General features: G+C 63.1%; 24 protein-coding genes. 15 read left to right on the top strand and 9 right to left on the bottom strand.

Annotated elements, in window-relative coordinates; translation table 11 throughout:
* Nucleotides 1-35: 35 nt before the first annotated feature.
* Together EN949_RS04375 and EN949_RS36400 are read right to left on the bottom strand one after the other, a co-directional pair.
* The gene (locus tag EN949_RS04375; protein ID WP_245459272.1) at nt 36-449 is read right to left on the bottom strand and encodes a hypothetical protein; all 414 of its coding nucleotides are present in this window, start codon (nt 447-449) and stop codon (nt 36-38) included.
* Nucleotides 442-855, bottom strand: coding sequence for a type II toxin-antitoxin system Phd/YefM family antitoxin (locus EN949_RS36400; protein ID WP_224675156.1), 414 nt, complete (start codon nt 853-855; stop codon nt 442-444). Before EN949_RS36400 ends, EN949_RS04375 begins: the two co-directional genes overlap by 8 nt.
* Between EN949_RS36400 and rfaD the strand changes: the two genes are divergently transcribed.
* From rfaD to waaC, 3 genes are read left to right on the top strand one after another with little or no spacing between them, the layout of a single operon-like run.
* Nucleotides 827-1783, top strand: coding sequence for an ADP-glyceromanno-heptose 6-epimerase (gene rfaD, locus EN949_RS04365; RefSeq protein WP_063170316.1), 957 nt, complete (start codon nt 827-829; stop codon nt 1781-1783). The genes EN949_RS36400 and rfaD overlap by 29 nt on opposite strands.
* Complete coding sequence (waaF, locus tag EN949_RS04360; protein ID WP_127366636.1) at nt 1756-2763, top strand: lipopolysaccharide heptosyltransferase II; 1008 nt, start codon at nt 1756-1758, stop codon at nt 2761-2763. The genes rfaD and waaF overlap by 28 nt, the downstream gene beginning before the upstream one ends.
* Nucleotides 2760-3734, top strand: coding sequence for a lipopolysaccharide heptosyltransferase I (gene waaC / locus EN949_RS04355; RefSeq protein WP_127366637.1), 975 nt, complete (start codon nt 2760-2762; stop codon nt 3732-3734). The genes waaF and waaC overlap by 4 nt, the downstream gene beginning before the upstream one ends.
* A 239-nt stretch (nt 3735-3973) precedes the next feature.
* Here the strand turns inward: waaC and greA are convergent, their stop codons facing one another.
* Together greA and EN949_RS04345 are read right to left on the bottom strand one after the other, a co-directional pair.
* Nucleotides 3974-4447, bottom strand: a complete 474-nt coding sequence (gene greA / locus EN949_RS04350; protein ID WP_013530066.1) for a transcription elongation factor GreA — start codon at nt 4445-4447, stop codon at nt 3974-3976.
* 271 nt (nt 4448-4718) lie between these two features.
* Nucleotides 4719-5258 carry a tetratricopeptide repeat protein gene (locus tag EN949_RS04345; RefSeq protein ID WP_013530065.1) on the bottom strand — a complete coding sequence of 180 codons (540 nt, stop codon included), beginning with the start codon at nt 5256-5258 and terminating at the stop codon, nt 4719-4721.
* A gap of 143 nt (nt 5259-5401) precedes the next feature.
* Between EN949_RS04345 and EN949_RS04340 the strand changes: the two genes are divergently transcribed.
* The 4 genes from EN949_RS04340 to EN949_RS04325 all read left to right on the top strand — a co-directional run bounded on the left by EN949_RS04340 (nt 5402) and on the right by EN949_RS04325 (nt 8799).
* Entirely contained in the window at nt 5402-5827 is a 426-nt protein-coding gene (locus tag EN949_RS04340) for a DUF3775 domain-containing protein (protein WP_013530064.1), read from the top strand.
* A gap of 133 nt (nt 5828-5960) precedes the next feature.
* Entirely contained in the window at nt 5961-7094 is a 1134-nt protein-coding gene (locus EN949_RS04335) for an extensin family protein (RefSeq protein ID WP_164755470.1), read from the top strand.
* A gap of 116 nt (nt 7095-7210) precedes the next feature.
* Complete coding sequence (locus tag EN949_RS04330) at nt 7211-8017, top strand: extensin family protein (RefSeq protein ID WP_013530062.1); 807 nt, start codon at nt 7211-7213, stop codon at nt 8015-8017.
* Nucleotides 8018-8091: 74 nt separating this feature from the next.
* Nucleotides 8092-8799: an LssY C-terminal domain-containing protein gene (locus EN949_RS04325; protein ID WP_024504161.1), complete on the top strand. Its 708-nt coding sequence runs from the start codon at nt 8092-8094 to the stop codon at nt 8797-8799.
* Nucleotides 8800-8810: 11 nt separating this feature from the next.
* On the opposite strand, the gene EN949_RS04320 is transcribed toward EN949_RS04325, so the two are convergent.
* A complete protein-coding gene (locus tag EN949_RS04320; RefSeq protein WP_127367787.1) occupies nt 8811-9833 on the bottom strand; it encodes an NAD(P)-dependent alcohol dehydrogenase in 1023 nt (340 codons plus the stop codon).
* Nucleotides 9834-9960: 127 nt separating this feature from the next.
* Between EN949_RS04320 and EN949_RS04315 the strand changes: the two genes are divergently transcribed.
* Nucleotides 9961-10875, top strand: coding sequence for a LysR family transcriptional regulator (locus EN949_RS04315; protein WP_127371317.1), 915 nt, complete (start codon nt 9961-9963; stop codon nt 10873-10875).
* A 75-nt stretch (nt 10876-10950) separates the two neighbouring features.
* Nucleotides 10951-12261, top strand: coding sequence for a hemolysin family protein (locus EN949_RS04310; protein ID WP_024504164.1), 1311 nt, complete (start codon nt 10951-10953; stop codon nt 12259-12261).
* Nucleotides 12262-12289: 28 nt separating this feature from the next.
* Here the strand turns inward: EN949_RS04310 and EN949_RS04305 are convergent, their stop codons facing one another.
* Nucleotides 12290-12532, bottom strand: coding sequence for a DUF1127 domain-containing protein (locus EN949_RS04305; RefSeq protein ID WP_127366201.1), 243 nt, complete (start codon nt 12530-12532; stop codon nt 12290-12292).
* Nucleotides 12533-12671: 139 nt separating this feature from the next.
* Here EN949_RS04305 and EN949_RS04300 point away from each other — a divergent pair, with 139 nt between their 5' ends.
* Nucleotides 12672-14180 (top strand): winged helix-turn-helix domain-containing tetratricopeptide repeat protein, encoded by a 1509-nt coding sequence (locus tag EN949_RS04300; protein WP_127371296.1) that lies wholly within the window; start codon nt 12672-12674, stop codon nt 14178-14180.
* A gap of 54 nt (nt 14181-14234) precedes the next feature.
* Here the strand turns inward: EN949_RS04300 and EN949_RS04295 are convergent, their stop codons facing one another.
* A complete protein-coding gene (locus EN949_RS04295) occupies nt 14235-14831 on the bottom strand; it encodes a CGNR zinc finger domain-containing protein (protein ID WP_127366206.1) in 597 nt (198 codons plus the stop codon).
* 117 nt (nt 14832-14948) lie between these two features.
* Between EN949_RS04295 and EN949_RS04290 the strand changes: the two genes are divergently transcribed.
* The gene (locus EN949_RS04290) at nt 14949-15857 is read left to right on the top strand and encodes an alpha/beta hydrolase (protein ID WP_127366203.1); all 909 of its coding nucleotides are present in this window, start codon (nt 14949-14951) and stop codon (nt 15855-15857) included.
* A 10-nt stretch (nt 15858-15867) separates the two neighbouring features.
* On the opposite strand, the gene EN949_RS04285 is transcribed toward EN949_RS04290, so the two are convergent.
* Nucleotides 15868-16794 (bottom strand): DMT family transporter, encoded by a 927-nt coding sequence (locus tag EN949_RS04285; RefSeq protein WP_127366204.1) that lies wholly within the window; start codon nt 16792-16794, stop codon nt 15868-15870.
* Nucleotides 16795-16986: 192 nt separating this feature from the next.
* Between EN949_RS04285 and EN949_RS04280 the strand changes: the two genes are divergently transcribed.
* Nucleotides 16987-17883, top strand: coding sequence for an MBL fold metallo-hydrolase (locus EN949_RS04280; RefSeq protein ID WP_348630574.1), 897 nt, complete (start codon nt 16987-16989; stop codon nt 17881-17883).
* 60 nt (nt 17884-17943) lie between these two features.
* On the opposite strand, the gene EN949_RS04275 is transcribed toward EN949_RS04280, so the two are convergent.
* The gene (locus EN949_RS04275) at nt 17944-18549 is read right to left on the bottom strand and encodes an NADPH-dependent FMN reductase (protein ID WP_013530052.1); all 606 of its coding nucleotides are present in this window, start codon (nt 18547-18549) and stop codon (nt 17944-17946) included.
* A gap of 89 nt (nt 18550-18638) precedes the next feature.
* Between EN949_RS04275 and EN949_RS04270 the strand changes: the two genes are divergently transcribed.
* The 3 genes from EN949_RS04270 (at nt 18639) to EN949_RS04255 (ending at nt 22124) form a co-directional block, all read left to right on the top strand.
* Nucleotides 18639-19007, top strand: coding sequence for a helix-turn-helix domain-containing protein (locus EN949_RS04270; RefSeq protein WP_024504168.1), 369 nt, complete (start codon nt 18639-18641; stop codon nt 19005-19007).
* A gap of 574 nt (nt 19008-19581) precedes the next feature.
* The gene (locus EN949_RS04260; protein ID WP_032899377.1) at nt 19582-20319 is read left to right on the top strand and encodes a response regulator transcription factor; all 738 of its coding nucleotides are present in this window, start codon (nt 19582-19584) and stop codon (nt 20317-20319) included.
* A gap of 50 nt (nt 20320-20369) precedes the next feature.
* Nucleotides 20370-22124: a 7TM diverse intracellular signaling domain-containing protein gene (locus EN949_RS04255; RefSeq protein WP_164755432.1), complete on the top strand. Its 1755-nt coding sequence runs from the start codon at nt 20370-20372 to the stop codon at nt 22122-22124.
* Nucleotides 22125-22352 lie beyond the last annotated feature (228 nt).

Here is a 22352-nt window from a genome sequence, read left to right as displayed (position 1 = left end):
TTTGGTCCCTCACGATCGTGCTCTGCCCTGTCGATTCAGTCCGCGCGCGGGATTGCTTTGGACTGACCCGTGCGGACAACCGCAGTAAAAGCGAACATAATTTTCTTGTGAAATGACGGGCTGAACGCGCCAATTCGCGCACCCGGCTCGAAATAGGCCGACGCTTCCAGGATATCATGATTGTACTCATCGACCATGACCCAAAGGGGCATAGGATCGAGGCCCGCACGGTGGCGTTCAATTTCCGGGATGCTGACGGCAACGCGATCACGGCCCGGCTGTGTGGAAGTGATTGCAAGTAGGAAGAGGTTGGTACCCCCGGCCTTCCCAGGAAGGACAGCCACAAAGGCCACAGGCCGTGACTTCCGGCCTTCGGTCTCGCCGTCTCCGTGTTGGCGATGCCAAAAATATGGATATCGCCAGACGTCCGCAGCAGCGGGTTTAATCACGGTCCAATTCCGCGGCGTACTCCTCGAGCATCTCGACATGTTCGGTCGGGGCGTCCTTCGCAGCGTAGACGCGGCGGCTGTCGTTGCCGAAGCGCGCTTCGTAGGCCTCGATGCTCATCAGGACGTATCTCGGCTTGTTGTGGCGAGTGATGGAGACCGGCTGCTGGCTGGCAGCTGCAAGCACATCTCCAAGATTCTGTTTCAGATCGGTCGACGGATAGTTTTTCATGGGATACCCTGTTTTGTCCATAATAGACAAAATGGACAAAACAGACAAGCGCATAAAATGGCAGGACAGGCGCATGCACCTGGCTTTGTCGACAGCCCGGCTAGCCTCCCCTATAAGGACCGGAATCGCAAGCAACCAGAGGTCCTTCATGATCATCGTCACGGGCGGCGCCGGCATGATCGGCTCCAACATCGTCGCCGCGCTGAATGCCGAAGGGCATGACGACATCCTCGTCGTCGACGACCTTACCGACGGTCACAAGATCGTCAATCTTGCCGATCTCAAGATCGCCGACTATCTCGACAAGGACGATTTCCTGCCCCGCATGGAGGCCGGCTCGCTCGGCCGCATCGAGGCCGTGTTCCACCAGGGCGCCTGCTCGACCACCACCGAGTGGAACGGCAAATTCATGATGGAGGTGAATTACGCCTTCTCGAAACGGTTGCTGCATGCAAGCCAGAGTTTGCGCGTGCCTTTCCTTTATGCCTCCTCGGCTTCCGTCTATGGCGGCGGCTCGGAGTTCCTCGAGGATCCCGCGCTGGAACGGCCGCTCAACGTATACGCCTATTCCAAGAAGCTGTTCGACGACTATGTCAGGCGAACCGTGTTCGCCGGGCAGGCCGACCATTCACAGGTCGTGGGCTTGCGCTACTTCAACGTCTATGGCCCGCGCGAAGCGCACAAGGGCGCCATGGCTTCCGTCGCCTTCCATCTGTTCAACCAGGTCGAGCGAGGCGAGAACCCGAAACTGTTCGGCGCCTATGATGGATTCGGACCCGGCGAACAAAGCCGTGACTTCATCCATGTCGGTGATGTCGCCGACGTCAATCTGTGGCTGTGGAAACGGGGCTCAAGCGGCATCTTCAATTGCGGCACCGGCCGTGCCCAGCCCTTCCGCGCCATCGCCGAAACGGTGATCGACACGTTGGGTAAAGGGGAGATTGAATTCATCCCCTTTCCCGACCATCTCAAGGGCAGCTACCAGAGCTTTACGCAAGCTGATATGTCCCGTTTGCGCGCGGCCGGTTACAATGGCCAATTCCGGACAGTGGAAACCGGTGTCAGAGACTATGTCGAATGGCTGAAAGCCCAACGATCCTCGTGATCGGCCCACGCTGGGTGGGCGACATGGTGATGGCGCAGTGCCTGTTTTCGGCGCTGAAGGAGTTGTATCCCAACGCCGCCATCGATGTGCTGGCGCCTGCCTGGGCAGCACCCCTGGTCAAGCGCATGCCCGAAATCCGCCAGCAGATCGACTTTCCGCTCAAACCCGGCGCGCTCGAATTCACCCATCGCCGCCGCTTCGGCCGCCTGCTGCGCGGCCGCTACGACATGGCCTATATCCTGCCGGGCAGCTGGAAGTCGGCGCTGATTCCGTTCTTTGCCCGCATTCCGCGCCGTGTCGGCAATCTGCGCGAGATGCGCTATGGCCTGCTGACCGACATCGTGCCATTGCCCGACAGCATCAAACGACGCACCGCGCAGGCCTATTTCGGCCTTGCCCAGGGCGGCAGTTTCCGGGCGCCCCGGCTTAGCGTGGACACGAAAAACCAGGTCGACCTGCTCGGCCGTTTCGGGCTGGCGCCGCAGAAATTCGTGGCCCTGATGCCCGGCGCGGAATTCGGCCCTGCCAAGCGCTGGCCCAGCGAAAGCTATGCCGGGCTTGCCAGCGGTTTCATGGGCAAAGGCTTGAAGGTTGCGCTGTTCGGCTCGAAGAACGACCGCGACGTGACGGCGGAGATCGCAGCCCTGGCCCCCGGCGTCGTCGACCTCGCCGGACAGACGCGGCTGGAGGACGCCATCGACCTGATATCCGCCGCCAGGCTGGCTGTGTCCAACGACAGCGGACTGATGCATGTCGCGGCCGCCGTCGGCACGCCGATCGTCGCCGTCTACGGCTCGACCTCGCCCGAAAACACGCCACCGCTGGCGGAGCGCCGCGAGCTGGTCTGGCTCGGCCTGTCGTGCTCGCCCTGCCACCAGAAGGTCTGTCCGCTCGGCCACCTCAACTGCCTGAAGACGCTGGAAGTCGGCCAGGTCGCGGCAGCGGCGGACCGGCTGCTGGAAATTCCGGCCGCGGCATGAAGGTGCTGATCGTCAAGACGTCGTCGATGGGCGATGTCATCCACACCTTTCCGGCGGTCGAGGATGCCCGTCGCCACCGCCCGGACCTGACCTTCGACTGGTGCGTCGAAGAGGCATTCGCCGGAATCGTCGCGCTTCACCCGGCGATCGACAAGATTCATACGGTGGCGATCCGGCGCTGGCGCAAGGCGCTGCTTGACGGCGCCACCTGGCGCGAGGCGGCCGCCCTGCGCCGCACCTTGCGCAATTGCCGCTACGATCTGGTCATCGACGCGCAAGGCCTGCTGAAATCGGCCCTGGTGGCAAGACAGGCGGGCTCCCCCATTGCCGGCTTCGACCGTTCGAGCGCGCGCGAACCCTCAGCGACGCTGTTCTACGATGCCACGTATGCCGTCCCGCGCGACCTCCACGCCATCGAACGGACGCGGCGGTTGTTTGGCCTGGCGCTCGCCTATCAACCCGATCTTTCGACGCTGGACTCCGGCATCGTGCCGCCCGCCGGCACCCTGGCGGGCACTTCTGGAAAAACCGCCTTCCTGCTGCACGGAACCAGCCGCGAAGACAAGAAATGGCCGGCCGAAGACTGGATCGGAACCGCCCGCCTCCTGATTGAGCGGGGGATGACGCCGGTCACGACCTGGTCGAACGAGCGTGAGAAAACCGTGGCCGAGGCAATCGCAGGCGCCGTGCCGTCAACGATCGTGGTACCGAAATCGCCGCTGTCCGAAATCGCCGCGACTATCGGCGGCTCGACGCTGGTTATCGGCGCCGACACCGGGCTGACCCATCTTGCCAGTGCCTTTGGCCTGCCGACGGTCGCAATTTTCCTGGCAACAGAGCCGGGTCTGACCGGCCCGTGCGGACGCTACGCATCGACACTGCTGGCCTCGCATGGGGGGCGTGTTGTGCCGGTGGAGGTAGTGGCGGAAGCAGAAAAGCTATTGGCACTTAAACTACAAGCGCCGGCATAGGACCTTTCAGAATTCGCTCTGGCGAGTCGAATAGCGTGGTTCTTCGAGAACCGGAGCGGCGCGTACTTAAAGTACGTGAGCACCGGAAGCGCAGAAAACCGCCCGCGCATGACCCCGAAAATCGTGATTGATTTTCGGAAAGGGATCATGCGCTAACTGAAAATCCTACAGCGTCCTTTGCGCGTCCGAGAGAACGCGCGGCGCTGTAGTCGGCCGCCACAGTAGAATTATCAAAGGTCCTAGATGAACTGCACCTGGACGATCTCATACCCCCTGGCGCCGCCAGGCGCGTTGACCTCGATGGCATCGCCGACTTCCTTGCCGATGAGCGCACGCGCGATCGGCGAGGAGATCGAGATGCGGCCGGACTTCACGTCCGCCTCCTGGTCGCCGACGATCCGGTAGGTCTTCTTTTCCTCTGTGTCCTCGTCGACCAGCACCACGGTGGCGCCGAACTTGATCTTGTCGCCGCTGAGCTTGCTGACGTCGATCACCTCGGCGCGCGCAATATAATCTTCAAGCTCGTTGACGCGGCCCTCGTTGAGGCTCTGCGCCTCTTTGGCGGCATGATATTCGGCATTTTCGGACAGGTCGCCATGCGAGCGCGCTTCGGAGATCGCCTCGATGATGCGCGGCCGCTCTTCCTGCTGGCGCCAGCGCAGTTCTTCCTTCAATGACGCGAACCCCTCGCCTGTCATCGGGACCTTGTTCATGATGCCTGCCTTTCCTGCTGCCACCCCCGCGTATCGGGGAAAGCCTTGTCGATGGGTACAAAAAGAAAACGGGTCCGGCAGCCTCGAGCTTACGGAACCGTTTCACCGCAATTTCCCTGAATATAGCAATGTCAGCGGGTTTTTCACGCCCAAAAATCGGTTTTGCTAAAATCATCCCCGTTTTCATCAGTCGGGGGCGATGAATGAGACCGGGGGCAACAAAAAACGGCCGCGATCGCTCGCGGCCGCTTGGAAGAGCCCTGGGATCTTTTCAGCTTCTCATGAAATGGTCGATCTGCTCGGCCAGCATGCCATATTCACGCGAACCCTTGCCGGTCCGCTTCTCGATTTCCATCAACTGCTGCTGGGCGCCGGCCAGATCGCCGATCTGCAGATGCGCTTCGCCGAGATATTCGCGCACCAGCGTGTAGTTCGGATCGATGCGCAGCGCTTCCTCGTAATAGCCGAGGCCGACGGTGACGCGGCCGGAATGGCGGTGCGAATAGCCGAGATAGTTGAGGATGCGCGGATCCTGCTTGTTGGCGGCGAGGCTGAGCACGGCAATCGCCTCGTCATAGCGCCCGGCCATCGCCAGCGCGTGGCCTGCATCATAGATGCTGTCGTCGTCGAGCATGCCTTCCTGGGGCGCGACGCACTTTTTCTTCTTCTTGTCCCAGACCTGGCCCTTCTTGCACTGGGTGACGGTTTCGTCACCGCCGCTGCCGCCGCTGCCGGCGGCGTACACGGGAACAGCGAGGAACTGCAGCGCGAGAAGCGCGGTCGCAGCCTGGATCAGCATTCTTTTATGCATCGAAACCTCCTGGAGGGGTGAGAATGCAATACTAACGCCGGTCGGCTTGCGTTTCATCCCGGAAAAATGCGGGCGGGAGAACATCAGGTGACGGATGCCGCAAATCCGCTATCATCCGGCAAACGACCTGAGGGAGACGGCCCTTGCAGCGGCGGCTTGAAAAGGACTGGGAGCTTTCGATCGGCCCCGACACGGTGCGCCTGTTCATCCTCAAGGCCAAGGCACTGAGTGCGGCCGTCAATGAAGACTATGCCGATGGCGCCGAGCACGAGGTCGAACTCGACGGCGAGTCCCATGTCAACCATCACCATGACGGCCTTGCCGAGGAAAGCTCCGAGAACCTGACCGAAGAAGAGCTGCGCGAGCTGATCAACGACCTCAATGTCGACGAAGCAGCCGAGCTGATCGCGTTGGCCTGGGTCGGTCGCGGCGACTACGACGCCACCGAATGGGCGGACGCGCTGGCCGCCGCGCGCGAACGCGCCAACAAGCGCACCGCGAAATACCTGCTTGGCATGCCGCTGCTCGCCGACTGGCTGGAGGAAGGGCTGGAAGCGATCGGTGCGTAACGGAGCGGTTACCGTTCGTGATGCGGCCAAGGCAACCACCTTGCCGTCGGCGCCGTTGAGGGCGATGGGGTCGATCGTCTTTTCCCGAATATGCAGGATTGCGTTGACCGTGGCCGTCACGGCCTTGCTGGTGATGCCGGTCGAGGCGAGACATCGCCATCGGCATCATAAGCCCCCGACGCCGCGGGTCGAGCAGCCGCTGACACCACGAGCCGACCAGCCCCTGAAACCAAGGGGCGGAAAGCGTTTGAAACCACGGCGCCACCGGCAGGTCACGCCAAAGCAGACACAGCAGAAAACGCAGGCATCGCTGCCCTCGCCTGCCGATGTTCCCGTGCCCGAACCCGGCACTCCGATAATCCAACCCGGCATTCCGGTGCCCGAACCACGCCCGGCGGACGCACCAAAGGCTGAAGCTGCAAAGACCGAGGAGCAAAAGCGCGTAGGGCCGAAGGCCGCGGAAGCGCCCGACCGTTTCAAGGAAGAAAAATCCCACCAGGAAAAGCAGGCACGTCCCGAGCCATTGGCTCCGGAGCCATCAACCGGGGAAAACGAGCCGGAGCCGCCGGACGTCGCGCCAACGCCGACACGAAAGCCTGACATTGCAGAACCCGAGGCCCAGCCGCCAACCGTCGCCCCGCAGCCACCGCAAAAGCCGGCGGACGCGGACGAGGAGAAGATGCTGCCCGATCCGCGCTCGGCCGACGTGCCAGATGAAAAAATGCCGGCCGAGGAAGTCGCATGCCGCGAACGGCTAAAGACGCTCGGCGTCGAATTCGAAGAGCACAAGGCGGAAAGCCAGCCCGAAATCGGCTGTTCGATTCCCTACCCCATCGTGCTGAAGACCCTTGGAAAGTCGATCGCGATTGCCCCCGGAACCGAGCTCAACTGCAAGATGGCCGAGGCAACGGCGCATTTTGCCGCCGGTGTCATTCAGCCGGCGGCGAAAGCCGAATTCGGTGCGGACCTGAAATCGATCAGCCAGGCATCGGCTTTTGTCTGCCGGCCACGCAACGGCACACGAAAACTGTCGGAACACGCGTTCGGCAACGCGCTCGACATCGCCAGCTTCACGCTGTCGGACGGCAAGAAGATCGAGGTCGGCCCGGCGCCGCCGGAGAAAGACGCCAGATTCCTCAACAATGTTCGCAAGGCCGCCTGCGGACCCTTCAAGACGGTGCTCGGCCCAGGCGCCGACGCCGATCATTCCCTGCATTTCCATCTCGATCTCGAACCGCGCCGTCATGGCGGAACGTTCTGCCAGTGATCATGGCTGATCCAGGCCGCGTGCCGCAATTCGGCCGCAGGCATGAACGCGGACGCTGAGTTTTCCTTTACCCTTGATCGTTAAAATGCCGGATATCCATCAACGGGATTCCGCCAATGGCCGGCAAATTTCGGGCCGTGTTTTTCGCCACCGCGCGCCAGTCAAAATATGCAGCAATGCTGACCGCCGGTCTGGCGCTGGCGGCGCTTTCCGCCTGCAACACCGGCAGTGTGCTGTCGCTGCAGCCGGCCGTCGACGTCGGCGCGCAGACGGCTGCCGTGCCGCAATATGCCGGCATGCAGAAGCTTGTCCCTTCCAATCCGTACATGACGCAGGCCGCTTATCCGCGCATGGACGAGCCGATGTCGCCCGTCGAGCAGATGCCGGCCAGCGAAACCGACTGCCGTCAGCAATTGAAGCGCCTCGATGTCGCCTACACCGATCTGGCGCCGATCCATGAAGGCCAGTGCGGCATCGATTATCCGGTCAAGGTCTCGGCCATCGGCAACATCCAGATGAAACCCGCCGCAACCCTGACCTGCGACATGGCAGCTACCTTTGCCGGCTGGACGAAGAACGAACTCGTTCCCTCCGCCCGCTGGCGTTATTTCTCCGGCGTCAAGACCATACACCAGGGCTCCAGCTATTCCTGCCGCCGGATTGCCGGCGAAGGCGTCCTGTCCGAACACGGCAAGGGCAATGCGCTCGACGTCATGAGCATCGAGCTCAACAATGGCGACGACATCGACGTGCGCAAGCCCGGCCTGTTCGCCTTCCGCACCCGCGGCTTCCTCAACAATGTGCGCGCCGACGGCTGCCAGTACTTCACCACCGTGCTCGGCCCCGGCTACAATTACGACCACCGCAACCATTTTCATTTCGACATCAAGAACCGCAAGAACGGTTATCGCGCCTGCCGTTAGATCGGTGCCGGGTATCCTTTGCCTGAATGCCATGACAACGCCTAATGTGATGCCGGAACATTTGAGCGGCATTCATGAGTCAACGAAGCGTTCGGCGACGCATTATGATCTGGACGGCGACCTTGTTGGCCGCGTATCTGGCGCTCGCCTATTTCGCCGCACCGGAATTCTGGACGTTCCGCGATCGAGGTTTTCGCACGCATCGCTTCGAGATGCTGACGCACACGCCGCAAGGCATTCCGGGCGACCCGATCAATGTCGGCCTTGTCGGCACGCAGAAGGAGGTGGTCCACGCCTTTGCCGTCGCCGGCTGGGACACCGCCGACGCCGTCACCCTGAAGACCGCGATCGAGATCGGTGAAAGCGTGCTGTTCGACCACCCCTATCCCGATGCGCCGGTCAGCAGGCTGCTGTTCGATGGCCGTGCCCAGGATCTCGCCTTCGAAAAGCCGGAGGGCATCAGCGCCGACCGACGGCATCATGTCCGCTTCTGGCAGACCGATGCAAGCGGCGACGATGGCCGGCCGCTGTGGCTGGGCTCGGCCAGCTTCGATCGCGGCGTCGGCTTCAGCCACGACACCGGCGCCGTCACCCACCATATCGGCCCCGACATCGACGCCGAGCGCGATTTCCTGATGCGCGACCTGGCCACTGCCGGCATGCTGCTCTCGACCAGCGACATATCGGGCGTCGGCGCCACCAAGGCGGGACGCAATGGCGGCGGCGATCCCTATTTTACGGACGGCGAGGCAATTGTCGGCGTGTTGAAGCAGTTGCCATGACATCGCAAAAGTCAGGTCGTGGTGATCACGATCTTGCCGAACGGCCCTTTCTCCAGATGTTGCAAGGCCTGCGGCACCTCATCGAAGCCAAAAACCTTGTCGATGACCGGCTTGATCGCCAGCGCCTCGATCGCCTGATTCATGCGCTCGAAAGCACGGCGATGGCCGATCGACAGGCCCTGCACGGTGATGCGGTTGCGCATGAAGGGCAGGATGGGAAAGCTGAGCTCCATCGCGCCCAGCAGGCCGATGATCGACAGCCGGCCGTCGGCGGCCAGCGCGTTCAGCGATCGCCGTGCATTGTCGCCGCCGACCATTTCCAGCACGTGGTTCACGCCCAGCCCGTTCGTCAGCTCACGCGCGGCATCGTCCCAGGCCGGTTGCGTGCGGTAGTTGATCCCTTGCCAGGCGCCAAGCTTTCTCGCCCGCTCAAGCTTTTCATCACTGCTTGAGGTGACGATGGCGCGCAGGCCGAACGCAGTGGCGAACTGCAGCGCAAACAGCGACACGCCGCCGGTGCCCTGGATCAGAATGGTCTGACCCGGCACCGGTTTGGTCGCCTCGGCCATGGCGAACCAGGCCGTCAGCGCCGCGATCGGCAATGTCGCGGCCTCGATGTCGCCGAGCGACAGCGGCGCCAGCACCGCGGCGTCCTCGCCGAAGATGACATGATCGGAAAGCATACCCGACAGCGACGACCCCAGCGTGTGCTTATGCAGCACCGGCGGTGCGTCGCCATCCGGCCAATCGGCGATCACCTGGCCAAGCACGCGCTGGCCGACCTGAAAGCGGCTGACCGCACTGCCGACGGCCACCACTTCGCCCACCGCGTCGGATGTCGGCACGAAGGGAAAGGCAAGGTCGGGGATCAGCACGCCGTCCACGATCATCTTGTCCTTGTAGTTGAGCGATACGGCCTTGGTCCGCACCAGCAAATCGTGCGGCCCTGGCTCGGGCACCTTGCCTTCCACCTGGCTTAGCCTCGACAGGCCAAAACCGCTCATCTGCCAGGATCTGTTGATTGGGGTGCTCATGTCGTCTCGCGCTCCGTGCATTGATGCCAGGCGGGACATTTATGCCTTTCGACTATAGAAAATAGTGCTTCCGTGCGGTATAATTTGACACTGATTGCGGACTAAAAGTCGACAATAGGGAATCGCCATGGAAACGGCCGACCTGCAAGGCACCGTCGCGTTTGTTCAGGCGGTGGAGGCCGGCAGCTTCACTAGCGCCGGCGAGCGGCTGCATGTGACGAAATCGGCGATCGGCAAATCGATCGCGCAGCTGGAGCAGAGGCTCGGCGTTCGCTTGTTGAACCGCACCACCCGCAGTCTCAGCCCGACCAGCGAAGGCATCAGCTACTATGAAGCCTGCGTCCGGGCCCTGGCCGAGATCGAAGCCGCACAGTCGCTGCTCGCCTCGCGTCGGCAGGTCCCGTCTGGCCGGCTTCGGGTCGACGTGCCGCTGGCCTTCGGCCGACGCTGCGTCGCTCCCGTGCTGTTCGAGATTTCGAGGAAATTTTCGGACCTGACGGTTGAAGTCTCCTTCAATGACCGCCGCGTCGACCTGATCGAGGAGGGCATCGACCTGGCGATCCGCATGGGCGAACTCGACGACAGCCTGTCGCTAGCGGCCAGGCGCCTCTACGCTCAGCGCTCGGCCATATGCGCGGCTCGCGACTATCTCGACAGGCATGGCCGGCCGCAATCGGTCGAGGATCTCGCCGATCACAGCGTCATTGGCTACGGTCGCGAGGGCATCGTCCGCCCCTGGGTGATCAGACATTCCGACGGCCATCTCGCAACCTTCGTGCCCAAGGCGCGGCTCGTTCTCGGCCATGGCGAACCGATGCTGGATGCGGCGCTCGCCGGCTGCGGCATCGCCTTCCTGCCGACATGGCTGGCCGCCGACAGCCTCAAAAGCGGCGATCTCGAAATGGTGCTGTCGGACTGCCTGGTCGAGAACATCGTCGTGCATGCCGTCTGGCCGGTGACGCGCGCGCTCACGCCAAAGGTGCGGGTTGTCGTCGACGCCCTCGTCGAACATTTTTCGGCGCCGCCCTGGGATGCCGCGTGAGCGAAATACCGGTCATTTCTCAAAAATCACGCCGGACTATTTTCGAAGACCGCGCCACAATGCTATTGACCGCTCATGTTATACGTCGAAATCGCTATCGTGGTCGTCCTCATCTGCGTGAACGGCCTTTTGTCGATGTCCGAGCTCGCCATCGTCTCGTCGCGCCCGGCCAGGCTGAAAGCGATGATCGACCGCGGCACCAATGGCGCCGGCCGCGCCCTTGATCTTGGCTCAAATCCCGGCAAGTTCCTGTCCTCGGTGCAGATCGGCATCACCTTGGTCGGCGTCCTCTCCGGCGCCTTTTCCGGCGCCACGCTCGGCGAACGGCTGGCGCAGTTCCTGGCTTCGACCGGCATCCGCGAGACTGTCGCCGACCCGCTAGGCGTCGGCATCGTCGTTGCTATCATCACCTATTTCTCGCTGATCGTCGGCGAGCTGGTGCCCAAGCAGATCGCGTTGCGTGATCCCGAGCGGGTCGCAGCCAGGGTCGCTCCGGCGATGACCATCCTCGCCACGGTCTCGGCGCCGCTGGTCTTCCTGCTCGACTTCTCCGGCCGCACCATATTGTGGCTGCTCGGCCAGCGCGGCGAAAGCGAGGAAAAGGTCACCGACGAGGAGATCAAGATGCTGGTCGCCGAGGCCGAGCATCACGGCACCATCGAATCCGACGAGCGGCGCATGATCGCCGGCGTCATGCGGCTTGGCGACCGCGCCGTGCGCGCGGTGATGACGCCGCGCACCGAAGTCGACTGGATCAATCTGCAATCCGACGAGGCGGCCATCCGCAAGCTGCTCATGGAAACCCAGCATTCGCGCCTGCCGGCAGGCGACGGCGGCGTCGACGTCATGGTCGGCGTCGTCCAGACGCGTGATGTGCTGGCCGCACTGCTTGCCGGCCGCGTGCTCGATCCGCGCAGGCATGTGCGCGCAGCCCCCATCGTCTACGACCAGGCCGACGCGCTCGATGTGCTGCAGAAGCTAAAGGAATCCGACGTGCCGATGGCGCTGGTGCATGACGAATACGGCCATTTCGAAGGCATCGTCACCCCGGCCGACATTCTGGAAGCCATCACCGGCGTGTTCCGCGCCGACACCGACGCCGGCGACGAGGAAAACGCGGTCAAGCGCGAGGACGGCTCGTGGCTGCTCGCCGGCTACATGCAGGCCGACGAGATGGCCGACATTCTCGGCATCGACCTGCCGGAAAACCGCGATTACGAAACCGTCGCCGGCTATGTGCTGTCGCACATGCACCATCTGCCGGCGACTGGCGAGTGCGTCGACGCGCAGGGCTGGCGCTTCGAGGTGGTCGATCTCGACGGCCGCCGCATCGACAAGCTGATCGCCACCCGCCTGGCCGGCGCCCCTCGCGAGGCGGTGCGCTGACGGTCGACGCGATTTGCGGCATTTCGCTCTATCGTTCCCAGAAGGACTTGGCGATCTCTTCCTCGACCTGCTGTATCGTCAGGCCGATATCGTCGATCAGATGCGGATTGTCCTTCGACATTTGCCTGAGCTGCCAGCGAAAGCGTATGCGCTCGCGCCAGGTCCGATCGTGCCAGCTCGCGATGATGCTTCGCAGGGTCTTCAGGAGCCGGCGCGATGCTGGCCGCACGGGCGTTCCCGGCCGCGCTGCACAAGTGAGGGTATTGGTCATGGCAACCTCCATATGGTTTGAGGGCCTGGGGCTCTCGATGAGGTTGAATTCTGCGCGATACGGACGGCGCCGTAATTAAGCCCTCCCAAATAGTTCCCAAAACTTCCAAACGAGCCAGAGCGGCCCTATAGATGCGCCTATGCAGGGATCGCGTTTTGCCTTTGGTCCGTTCGTGCTTGATCCGCGTGCGGGAACGCTGCTTCGGAACGATGTCCCCGTTGCCGTCGGCTATCGCGGGCTGAGCCTGCTTGCGGCACTCGTCGGGCGGCCCGGCGAAATCCTCGGAAAAGCCGAACTGATGGACGCCGCGTGGCCGGGCACGGCCGTCGAGGAAGGCAATCTCACCGTCCAGATCGCGCAGCTGCGCAAGCTGCTTGACCCCGTCGGCGACAACGGCGAATGGATATCCACCGTTCCGCGCGTCGGCTACCGTTTCACGGGGGCCGTCGAACAGCTGGGCGAGGCCAGGCGAAAACCCTTGCCGCTGCCCGACAAACCGTCGATAGCCGTGCTGCCCTTCGTCAATTTCAGCAACGATCCCGAGCAGGATCCCTTCGTGGATGGGTTGACGGAAGACCTGATCACCGACCTGTCCAGAATCTCCGGCCTGTTCGTCATCGCCCGCAACTCGACCTTTGCCTACAAGGGAAAAGCGATGGACGTGCGCGAGATCGCCGGGGATCTTGGCGTGCGCTACCTGTTGGAAGGCAGTGCAAGACGCGCCGCGGGGCGCGTGCGCATCAACGCACAGCTGGTCGACGCGATGAGTGGCGATCATCTGTGGGCGGAACGCTTCGATCGCGGCCTCGAGGATATCTTTGCCGTTCAAGACGAGGTGACGGCCAAGATCGTGGAAGCGCTGCTTGGCCGGCTGCGCGCGCCGCCGCCGCGCAATCGGCCGCGAAATCTGGAGGCCTACGACCTCTGCGTGCGGGCGCGAAAGCTGATCGACGACTCGCCGCAGATGGCGCAGGAAGCGCATCTGATGCTGACGCGCGCGGTGTCGCTCGATCCTGATTATGCCGAGCCCTATCGTTGGCTTGCCATGAACCACTGGATGGGACAGGTGCATTGGGGCGGACCAACCGAGGCTGCCCGCAGCGTTGCCCTGGAGCTGGCGCGCAAGGCGGTGGCGATCGATCCCAACGACGCCGGTTGTCGCTGGATCCTGGCTTATCTGCTTGCTTATGAGCGCAGCTTCACTGAAGCGGATGCGGAATTCGCCAAAGCGATCGAGCTCGACCCGAACGAGGCCGACACCTGGGCGGCATTGTCCGACATCGCGGTCCTGGCCGGACGGGTCGAAGAGGGCCTCGAGCACATCGGCAAGGCGTTCCGGCTGAACCCGTTTCCGGCGAGCTGGTACTATCTGACGCTCGGCCAGGCGCAATATGCGTCGCGCGACTACCAAGCCGCGATCGAGACGTTGCGCCGTGACGAGACCTATCGCACAAGCTCACGCCGTTTCCTGGCGGCAAGCATGGCCCAACTCGGCCGGCTCGACGAGGCGCGCGCAGAGGCTGAACTGTTCCTCGTCGGCAACCCGCATTTCACAACCCATCACTGGGCGACGACCGAGCCATTCCGCGACGCCGCTACGCTCGAGCATTTCGTCGATGGTTTTCGCAAGGCCGGTCTTCCGGAGTGACGCGCCGGCATCCGGCCCACCCGCAGCAAAGGCGACGTGGTGCGCTAACCCAGTCTAGACGTCGGTATGATCTCGGTGGCGCGACACCTTCTCGCGGTTGCCGCAGGTGCGCATGCTGCACCAGCGCCGCTTGCCACCTCGCGACGTATCGAGGAAAAGCCAGCCACAGCGAGGGCAGGAATGCAGCCTGTCGCGCGGCAGGGTGAAGAACGCTTCGATGGACAGCATGGCCAGCAACGCGGTGACGGCGTCCGGATCGCGCCACCGGCCAAGGGCAAGCTCCGGCCTGGTGCCATCCAGCTCGATAGACCCGGCGGCAAGCGAGCTTGCCGTGCGCGAGAACAACACGCCGAGCGGTTCGACCGCAGACGGTTTGCCCGCGGCGATTGGCTCGAAAACCTGAAATGACGCCTCCCGCATTTCGCGGACCCCTTCCACGAACCGCCCATCCGCTATTTCGGTAACGGCCTGCGCCTGACGATCGTCGGCAAGCCCTGAGGCGCTGAACCAGTTCGCAACATCCCGGACGGACTTGAAGAGTTCATTGTCTGTTGCCGGCGCCCGCCGGTCGAACACGGCGTTCGACAGGTCCAAAGCGGGATGCCCGCCTATGAAGTGATCCGGTACCCATTCGGTGTATGCATCGCCCATGGAACATAACCTCATTAACCGGATTATACGGTTACATGATGTACCCACTATCATACGGATACGTGGTGTCAAAGCCATCGCGTCGCCAGATTGGCGCGGAACCCTGGGAGGGAGAGGATGTGCAGCAATCGTTACAAGACCCGCCACGAAACCATCAATGTCGACGGCCTCGACATCTTCTACCGTCATGCCGGCGATCCCGGCAGACCGGCAATCCTGCTGCTGCACGGATATCCGACTTCGTCGCACGTCTATCGCAATGTCATCGAACCGCTGGCGGAGACAGCCTATGTGGTGGCGCCGGATCTGCCCGGTTTCGGCTTTTCGTCCGCCCCTTCCATCGATGCCTATGACTACACGTTCGACAACCTGGCCAGCACGATCGAAGCCTTCATCGAGGCCCTCGGCCTCCAGCGATTCTTCCTCCACATCACTGACTTCGGCACGCCCGTCGGCTATCATCTCGCCACACGGCGTCCGGATCGCATCCTCGGCCTGATCGCCCAGGACAGCAACGCTCATGACGAGGGGCTGGGACCGGAATGGGACGCGCCGAAGGCGTTCTTCGCCGAACCGACTGAAGAAAACCGCGCCAGACTGCCGGACTGGATGAATTTCGAGGGGACCCGAAATCAGTATATCGGTGGTCTCCCCGAGCGTCTGAAAGTGCTGTTTCCGCCCGAGGGTTGGTATCTCGATACGGAGCGCCTGGCGAGGCCCGGCAACACCGACATTCAGTTCGAACTCTTCACCGATTATGGCTCGCACATCGCGCGCTTCCCGGCCATCCAGGCCTATCTCCGCGACCAACAGCCAGCATGCCTGGTGCTGTGGGGGCGCCACGACGCCTTCTTCGCGCTGGACGAGATCATGGCCTACAGCCGCGATCTCGACGCCGTCGAAATCCATGTCTTTGAGAGCGGGCACATGCTTCTCGAAACGCATCATCGCCAATGCGCGGCTCTCATCGCTCACTTCATGCACGAGGTGGAGAAGGGGGTATTTCGCGATCCTGCGGGGCGTTGAACGTCGACGTTCAAACCGTCACTTCGATGGGCTCGGCAAGCCTGGGATTGGCCCGCGCGGCGATCAGGCAGCCGGCGACGATCAGGCACGCTCCCGTCAGCGTGGTCCAGGTCGCCTCCTCGCCGAAGAAGAACCAGCCAAGCGCGACCGCCCAGATGAAGGCCGAGTATTCCGTCGGGATCAGATATTGCGCTTCGGCGCGGGCGTAGGACCAGCTCATCAGGAATTGCCCGGCGAGCGACAGCACCGTCACCCCGGCCAAAGGAAGCCAAAGATCGCTCGGCAGGGCGACGGCAAGCCAGGGTGCCGCGAGGCCGAGCAGGATGGCAACGCAAAGGTTCTGGAACAGCATGATCTCGATCGGCTTGGCCAACTGCGCCTGTTGCCGGGCGAGGATCAGATTGTATCCGTAGAACACGGTTGATACGAGCACCGCTGCCGTGCCGAGCATGGCGTCCTGCGAATAGTCTGCCTGCCCGAACTGGCCGGCCATGATGATGGCGACGCCGGCGATGCCGGCCAATGATGCCCAGACAGCCTGGCGTCGGATCCGTTCGCCCAGCAGCAGCGCGGCGAGAAACAGCGCAAACAAGGGCGCCACGAAGCTGAGCCCGATCGCCTCCGCGAGCGGCAGCCTGGCCAAGCCCCAGAAGAAGGATATCAGCACGACGCCGACAATTGCGGCACGCAGCGCATGCAGCCTCAGCACCGGAATGGTCGGCTTTAAGCGTGGTCCCGCCAACCAGGCTGCGCCCGCGACCACGGCCGCGACCATGCTGCGCCACAGCAAGGTGTTGTAGACCCCGACCGCGATGACCAGGATCTTCATCGCCGCATCCATCCCGGACAGCAGGAAGATCGCAAGCGCGCATACGAGCACCGGGATCATCGGGGAAACGGCGCCGGTCAGGCTGGATGTCTTCACGGCTTCACTCATGTGACGGATCGCAGCCGGATATATCAGGGCAAAGGGCGCGACCAGATGGCAGCCCGGTCGATGTAGCAGTCCAACCCCGATTGGGCCGAGGCTATCGTGACATCAGGGTATCAGCACCATGCCGGCGAGTTGAACGAAACGGACCGCCTCGCCGACTGCATCATCCGGCCACGGCAGGCGACGCACGCACCCATGGCACAGATCGAATTGACGGGGCGGGTTGCCGACGCAGCTGGCCCGTCGCATGTTGCCGGTTGTCTGCAGAACGGATCGGAAAAAATGCACCGCATGGCTTCGGGCGACCTTTATCAGACCTACGATCTTGGTGACTTGCGCATCACCTCCTTGCGCGATGGCTATGTCGACATGCCGATCGGACGGCTTCGGCAACCCGGCGACAAGCCATTTGGCGATGAATTGCCGCAACAAGTCGCATTGGTTGGTGGTCAACTCAGACTGTCCGTCAATGCCTTCGCGATTGACGATGGAGACGGAATCATCCTGATCGATACCGGTGCCTCGAACGCCTGGCATCCCACCATGGGCCGACTTCCCGAGGCGCTGGACGAAGCTGGCATCGATGCCGGACGAGTCCGTGCCGTCTGTTTCACCCACACCCATCTCGACCACATCCATGGTCTTGTGCTTGCCGACGGCCGCGACGCTTTCCCGCGCCTGGCGCGCTTGCTCGTTCCCAGGGAAGAACTCGGCTTTTTTCGCGCCGAAGCGCGGCTCGAACGATTTCACGGCATGGCGGAACCCTTCGAGGCCGGAGACCGTATCGGGACACATGTCGACATTGTCGACGCTCATGGCCATGAAGCGGGACACAGCTGCTTTCGTGTTTCGAGCGGTGGCGAACGCATTCTGATTTGGGGCGACACCGTTCACGTCCCATCGCTCCAGTTCGATCGACCTGAGGTGACGTGGGAATTCGATGCCGATCAGGACCAGGCGCGCGAAAGCCGGTTGCGGTTGCTGGCGCTTGCTGCCGACGATCATTGTTTCGTTGCCGGCGCGCATCTGGACTCGCCCGGCGTTGGCCGCGTCGTCCGATCCGGCGCCAGCTTTCGGTTTGAGCCGTTATAATTGAAAAAGGGCGGCGCAAGCGCCGCCCCGGATCCTTGGGAGGATAATTCGAACCGGCGGTCAGGCCGCCTTGACTTCCTCGGCGACGGCGTCGGCCTGACGCGCTGCCTTGAGCACCTTGGCCCACCAGGCAACGTCGTTGACCAGAGCTGTGGCGGCCTGGTTCAGATGCTCGAGGTCTTCCAGCTTCTTCTCGCCCTGGCGGACGGCGAGGAAATCGCCCCAGGCGATATGGACGGCCGACTTGACCGGCGCCATCTGCAATTCGACGGCATGAAGGCGGAGCTGTTCGACGGCGCGAGCGCCACCGACGCTGCCATAGCCGACGAAGCCGGCCGGCTTCTTGTTCCATTCATTGGCGGCGTAGTCGATGGCATTCTTCAGCACGGCGGTCGGGCCATGATTGTATTCGGCGGCGGTGAAGATGAAGCCGTCGAATTCGGCGACCTTCTTCTGCCAGCGCTGTGCCACTTCGTTCTGCGACGGCGCCCATGCGGAGGATGCGACTTCGTCGAAGAACGGCAGCGGGAAGTCGCGAAGGTCGACGATCTCGACATCGATGTCGGCATGCGACTTGGCGATCTTGGCGATCCACTGGGTTGGCACATCGGCGAAACGAGCGGCGCGCGTCGATCCGACGACGATGGCAATTTTGGGTTTGGACATAAGGGCTCTCCTTGCACGAAGTACTGGTATCATTTGGATACCTGCGCTATATGAGATACTGCAAACGCGATGCACAAGAAGGCACTTTTTTGTTACCGAGGCACCCACACCGCTCCGAAGACTGCCGCGCCATCTCGGAAATCCTGCAGCGCGTCGGCGACAAATGGACCGTTCTGGTCGTCGGCAAGCTGGGCGACGGACCGCTGCGTTTCAACGAATTGCGCGCTGCCGTCGGCGGCATCTCGCAGAAGATGCTGACCACCACCTTGCGCGGGCTGGAGCGTGACGGCTTCGTCACCCGCACCGTGTTTCCAACCATTCCGCCGCGCGTCGATTATGAGCTGACCGAGCTCGGCCACGAGCTGCTGATCCCCGTCAGCGCACTGAGCGAATGGGCGCGCGCCAACACCATGCGCGTCAAGGCGGCGCGCGAAAAATTCGACGGCGCCCGCGTCTGAAACCCTTTCGCCGCAAGGGATTCAACCCCGCACGCAACATCCGGCTTGTCTGATCGGAAATTCTATCTCGGCTGCGCGGATCGTGCCCGAATGCAAGCGCCGTTTTGGCTGGCGGTTTGCCGCTCATGCGGTCCCCTGACGGCTGCCGCTCAGGCTCCTGATGCGCGCACATCACATCGCGCGGCGGCACAGGTATCACACCGTGCGCCCCGCTCGCCAGGAGCCTGTCCTCCACGCGTGCAGGCGACGCGCGAGATGTCTTCCTTCACCTCCGCGTAAGCGGTCACACCGAGCAGGCAGGTCGTCGCGACCAGGGCCGCCACGAGCCAACCGTTCAGCAGATGTTGACGCATTGTCTCTCCTCCGATTGCAGCAGGATCGGGCATGGAGGCAACCGTTGGATGTCGCGAAACAGGTCCGCCACATGGCCCCTGTTACAAACGGCCATACCCGGCTCGCTCTACCTGATCCCAGCTATGTCGGCGGCAACCGATCCATGGCAGACTGGGTACGATCGGTTGGGTATTTTCCGCCCGGCTGCTACAGGTGAAAGCCGCCATTCGCGTCGAGGTTCATGTCGTCCAAGGAACATCCCGCCATCGACCTGCCATCGGAAGCACTGCTGCCGAGCCCGCTGCTTGTCGTCGAGGACGAGCCGATGATGCAGGTGCGGTTGCGCTCGATCCTGAGGGGCCTTGGCTACGCTCAGGAGGAGCTGTTTTTCGCCGGGTCGATCGCGCAGGCCAAGGCCCTGCTCGTCGACCAACCCTTCGCCATGACGCTGGTCGATGTCGGCCTGCCCGATGGCAACGGCATCGACCTCATCGGCTCCCTGCACGAGCACGACGCGGCGCTGCCGATTCTCGTCATCTCGGCCTGGAGCAACGAAAACACCATCCTCGAAGCCCTGCGTGCCGGAGCGACCGGCTATCTCTTGAAGGAGCGCGACGACGTCGAGCTGTCACTTTCGATCCGCAGCACCATTCGCGGCGGCGCGCCGATCGATCCCTTCATCGCCCGGCGCATCCTGGAACTGGTGTCGGCGCCGGCGTCATCCGGGCGCGCCCGTTCCTCCACCGACAGGCCGGGGCGCGGCAAGCCCGCGCTTGCGCCGCCGCCTCCCTTGACACCGCGCGAGGTCGAGATCCTCAACCTCGTTGCCAAGGGGCTTACCAATCGAGAGATTTCGGGGGTCCTTTCCCTTTCCAGGTTCACGGTCGAATGCCACATTCGCAACATCTACAAGAAGCTGTCGGTCAAATCCCGGACGGAAGCGATTTTCGAGGCGCGGTCGCAAGGCTTCTTGCCCTGATATTCCTGCTCCTCGCGCCGGGCGGCATCGCCCTCGGCGCCGACGGGGCCGTGCCGTTCAAGACGATCGAGGCCGTTCGATCCGGCTGGGACGCCGCCGCGCCGCCGGCCGCCGGCTGGACCAGCGTGACCTTGCCCGATGACTGGGCGACGCGCTGGCCCGGTTTCGACGGCGTGGTCTGGTATCGCCTCACCTTCGACAGGCCCGACGCGGCCGAGCCGCTAGGCCTCGCGCTGAACTACTGGACACTGGCCGGATCGATCTCTGTCAACGGCGCGGAACTCGGCCGCGACGAATTCCTCGTCGAGCCGTTGACGCGCTCATGGAACGTGCCCCGCTACTGGCAGCTCGCTTCCCCGGTCCTGCATGCCGGCACCAACACGCTGCTGATCAGGGTCTCGGGCCTAGCGCCGTACCAGCCAGGCCTTGGTCCGGTCCTGATCGGCCCGCCTTCGGCGACGCGTGCCCATTTTGTCCAGCAATTCTGGATTCGCCGCGAACTGCCGGTCTTCTATCTCGGCGTCACCGCGGCGCTTGGCACCTTTTTCTTCGTCGTCTGGCTGCTGCGCCGAAGCTTGAAGGCCTATGGCTGGTTCGCCCTGATGACGATTGCGTGGTTTTGCTATTCGCTCAATTTCGTGGTGACGAGCCCCTGGCCGTTCGGGGCGACCGACACCTGGCAGCGTTTTATCATGCTCTCCTTCATGGTCATGGCCGCCGCCTTCGTGCTGTTTGTCATCCGCTTTGCCGAGCGCCGCTTTCCCAGGGGGGAAGCCGTGCTGTGGGCCGCGCTGGCGATCGGCGCCGCGGCCCTGTTTGCCACGCCGCATTCCCAACTCGGCCCGATGCTCAACCTGCTGGCCTTGTTCTGGTCGCTGCTTTACATCGGCGCCTGTTTCCTGTCGATCGGCCTGACCTGGCGCAGCAATCGGCTGGACCACATCGTCCTTCACATCGTCAACGCGCTTACCATCGTGGCCATCCTGCATGACCTGATGACCTATCTCGGCATCCTTCTTGGCAATGTCTACTACGTCACGCTGACATCCCACTTTCAGATGGTCGGCATGGCGCTGGTGCTGGCCTGGAACTTCGTCGCCAATATGCGCCGCATCGAGGGGTTCAACGATGAGCTCACGGCCAAGATCGAAACCGCCAGGGAAGAACTCGGCCTCACGCTGCATCAGCAGCATGAGGTCACCCTGGCCAACACCAGGCTGGCCGAGCGCGTCTCCCTTTCCCACAATCTGCACGATGGCATGGGCGGCACCCTGGTCAATTCGATCGCCATGCTGGAGCATGCGCCGCAGAACCTGCCGGCCGATCGCTTCCTGTCCGTCCTCAAGGAACTGCGCGACGAGTTGCGGGTCATCATCGACACCGCCGCCGACGACCAGACGGGCGGCCAGTCGCTGGCCGAGTGGATCGCGCCGCTGCGCCGCCGCCACACGCTGGCATGCGAAAGCCGCGACATCGATTGCGTGTGGAACCTGACCGGGCTGGAGGACTGCCACCTGTCGCTCGCGCGAAGCCTCGATCTCGTCCGCATCCTGCAGGAAGGCCTGACCAACGTGCTCAAGCACAGCCAGGCAAGCCGCGTCGTCATCGACCTGCACCGGCGCGGCGAGACGCTGAGCCTGGCCATAAACGACAATGGCGTCGGCTTCGATGCCGCCTCGCAAGCGCCCGTCCCGGGCACCGGCCTGCGCTCGATGCGGGCACGGGCCGGACGGCTGGGCGGTACGCTCGACACGCGGTCGCGGCGCGGCGAAACCGTGCTGGCCTTGCATGTGCCCGCGGCCTGACCGGCCGATCCCGGCGCGGCGGGCATAGCTAGTTTCAACGATACCCGCCCTTGGTCTCGGGTGCTATGCCCGGGGACATGCACGACTGCGTCGGTGCTGATCTGGGGAGCTTGGCCTTGACAGGAATTGCCATCGTCTCGAAGCGAAGCCTGCTGCGCTCGACCGCTCTCGCGACCTGCCTCCTGGCCCCCCTGGCCTGGAGCCCCGCCATGGCCGACGGTGCTGGCG

Source organism: Mesorhizobium sp. M7A.F.Ca.US.007.01.2.1, assembly GCF_003998165.1.
Taxonomy (GTDB): domain Bacteria; phylum Pseudomonadota; class Alphaproteobacteria; order Rhizobiales; family Rhizobiaceae; genus Mesorhizobium; species Mesorhizobium ciceri.
The sequence above is the reverse complement of the archived record's forward strand: the minus strand, read 5'-3'. Positions and strand labels throughout refer to the sequence as shown.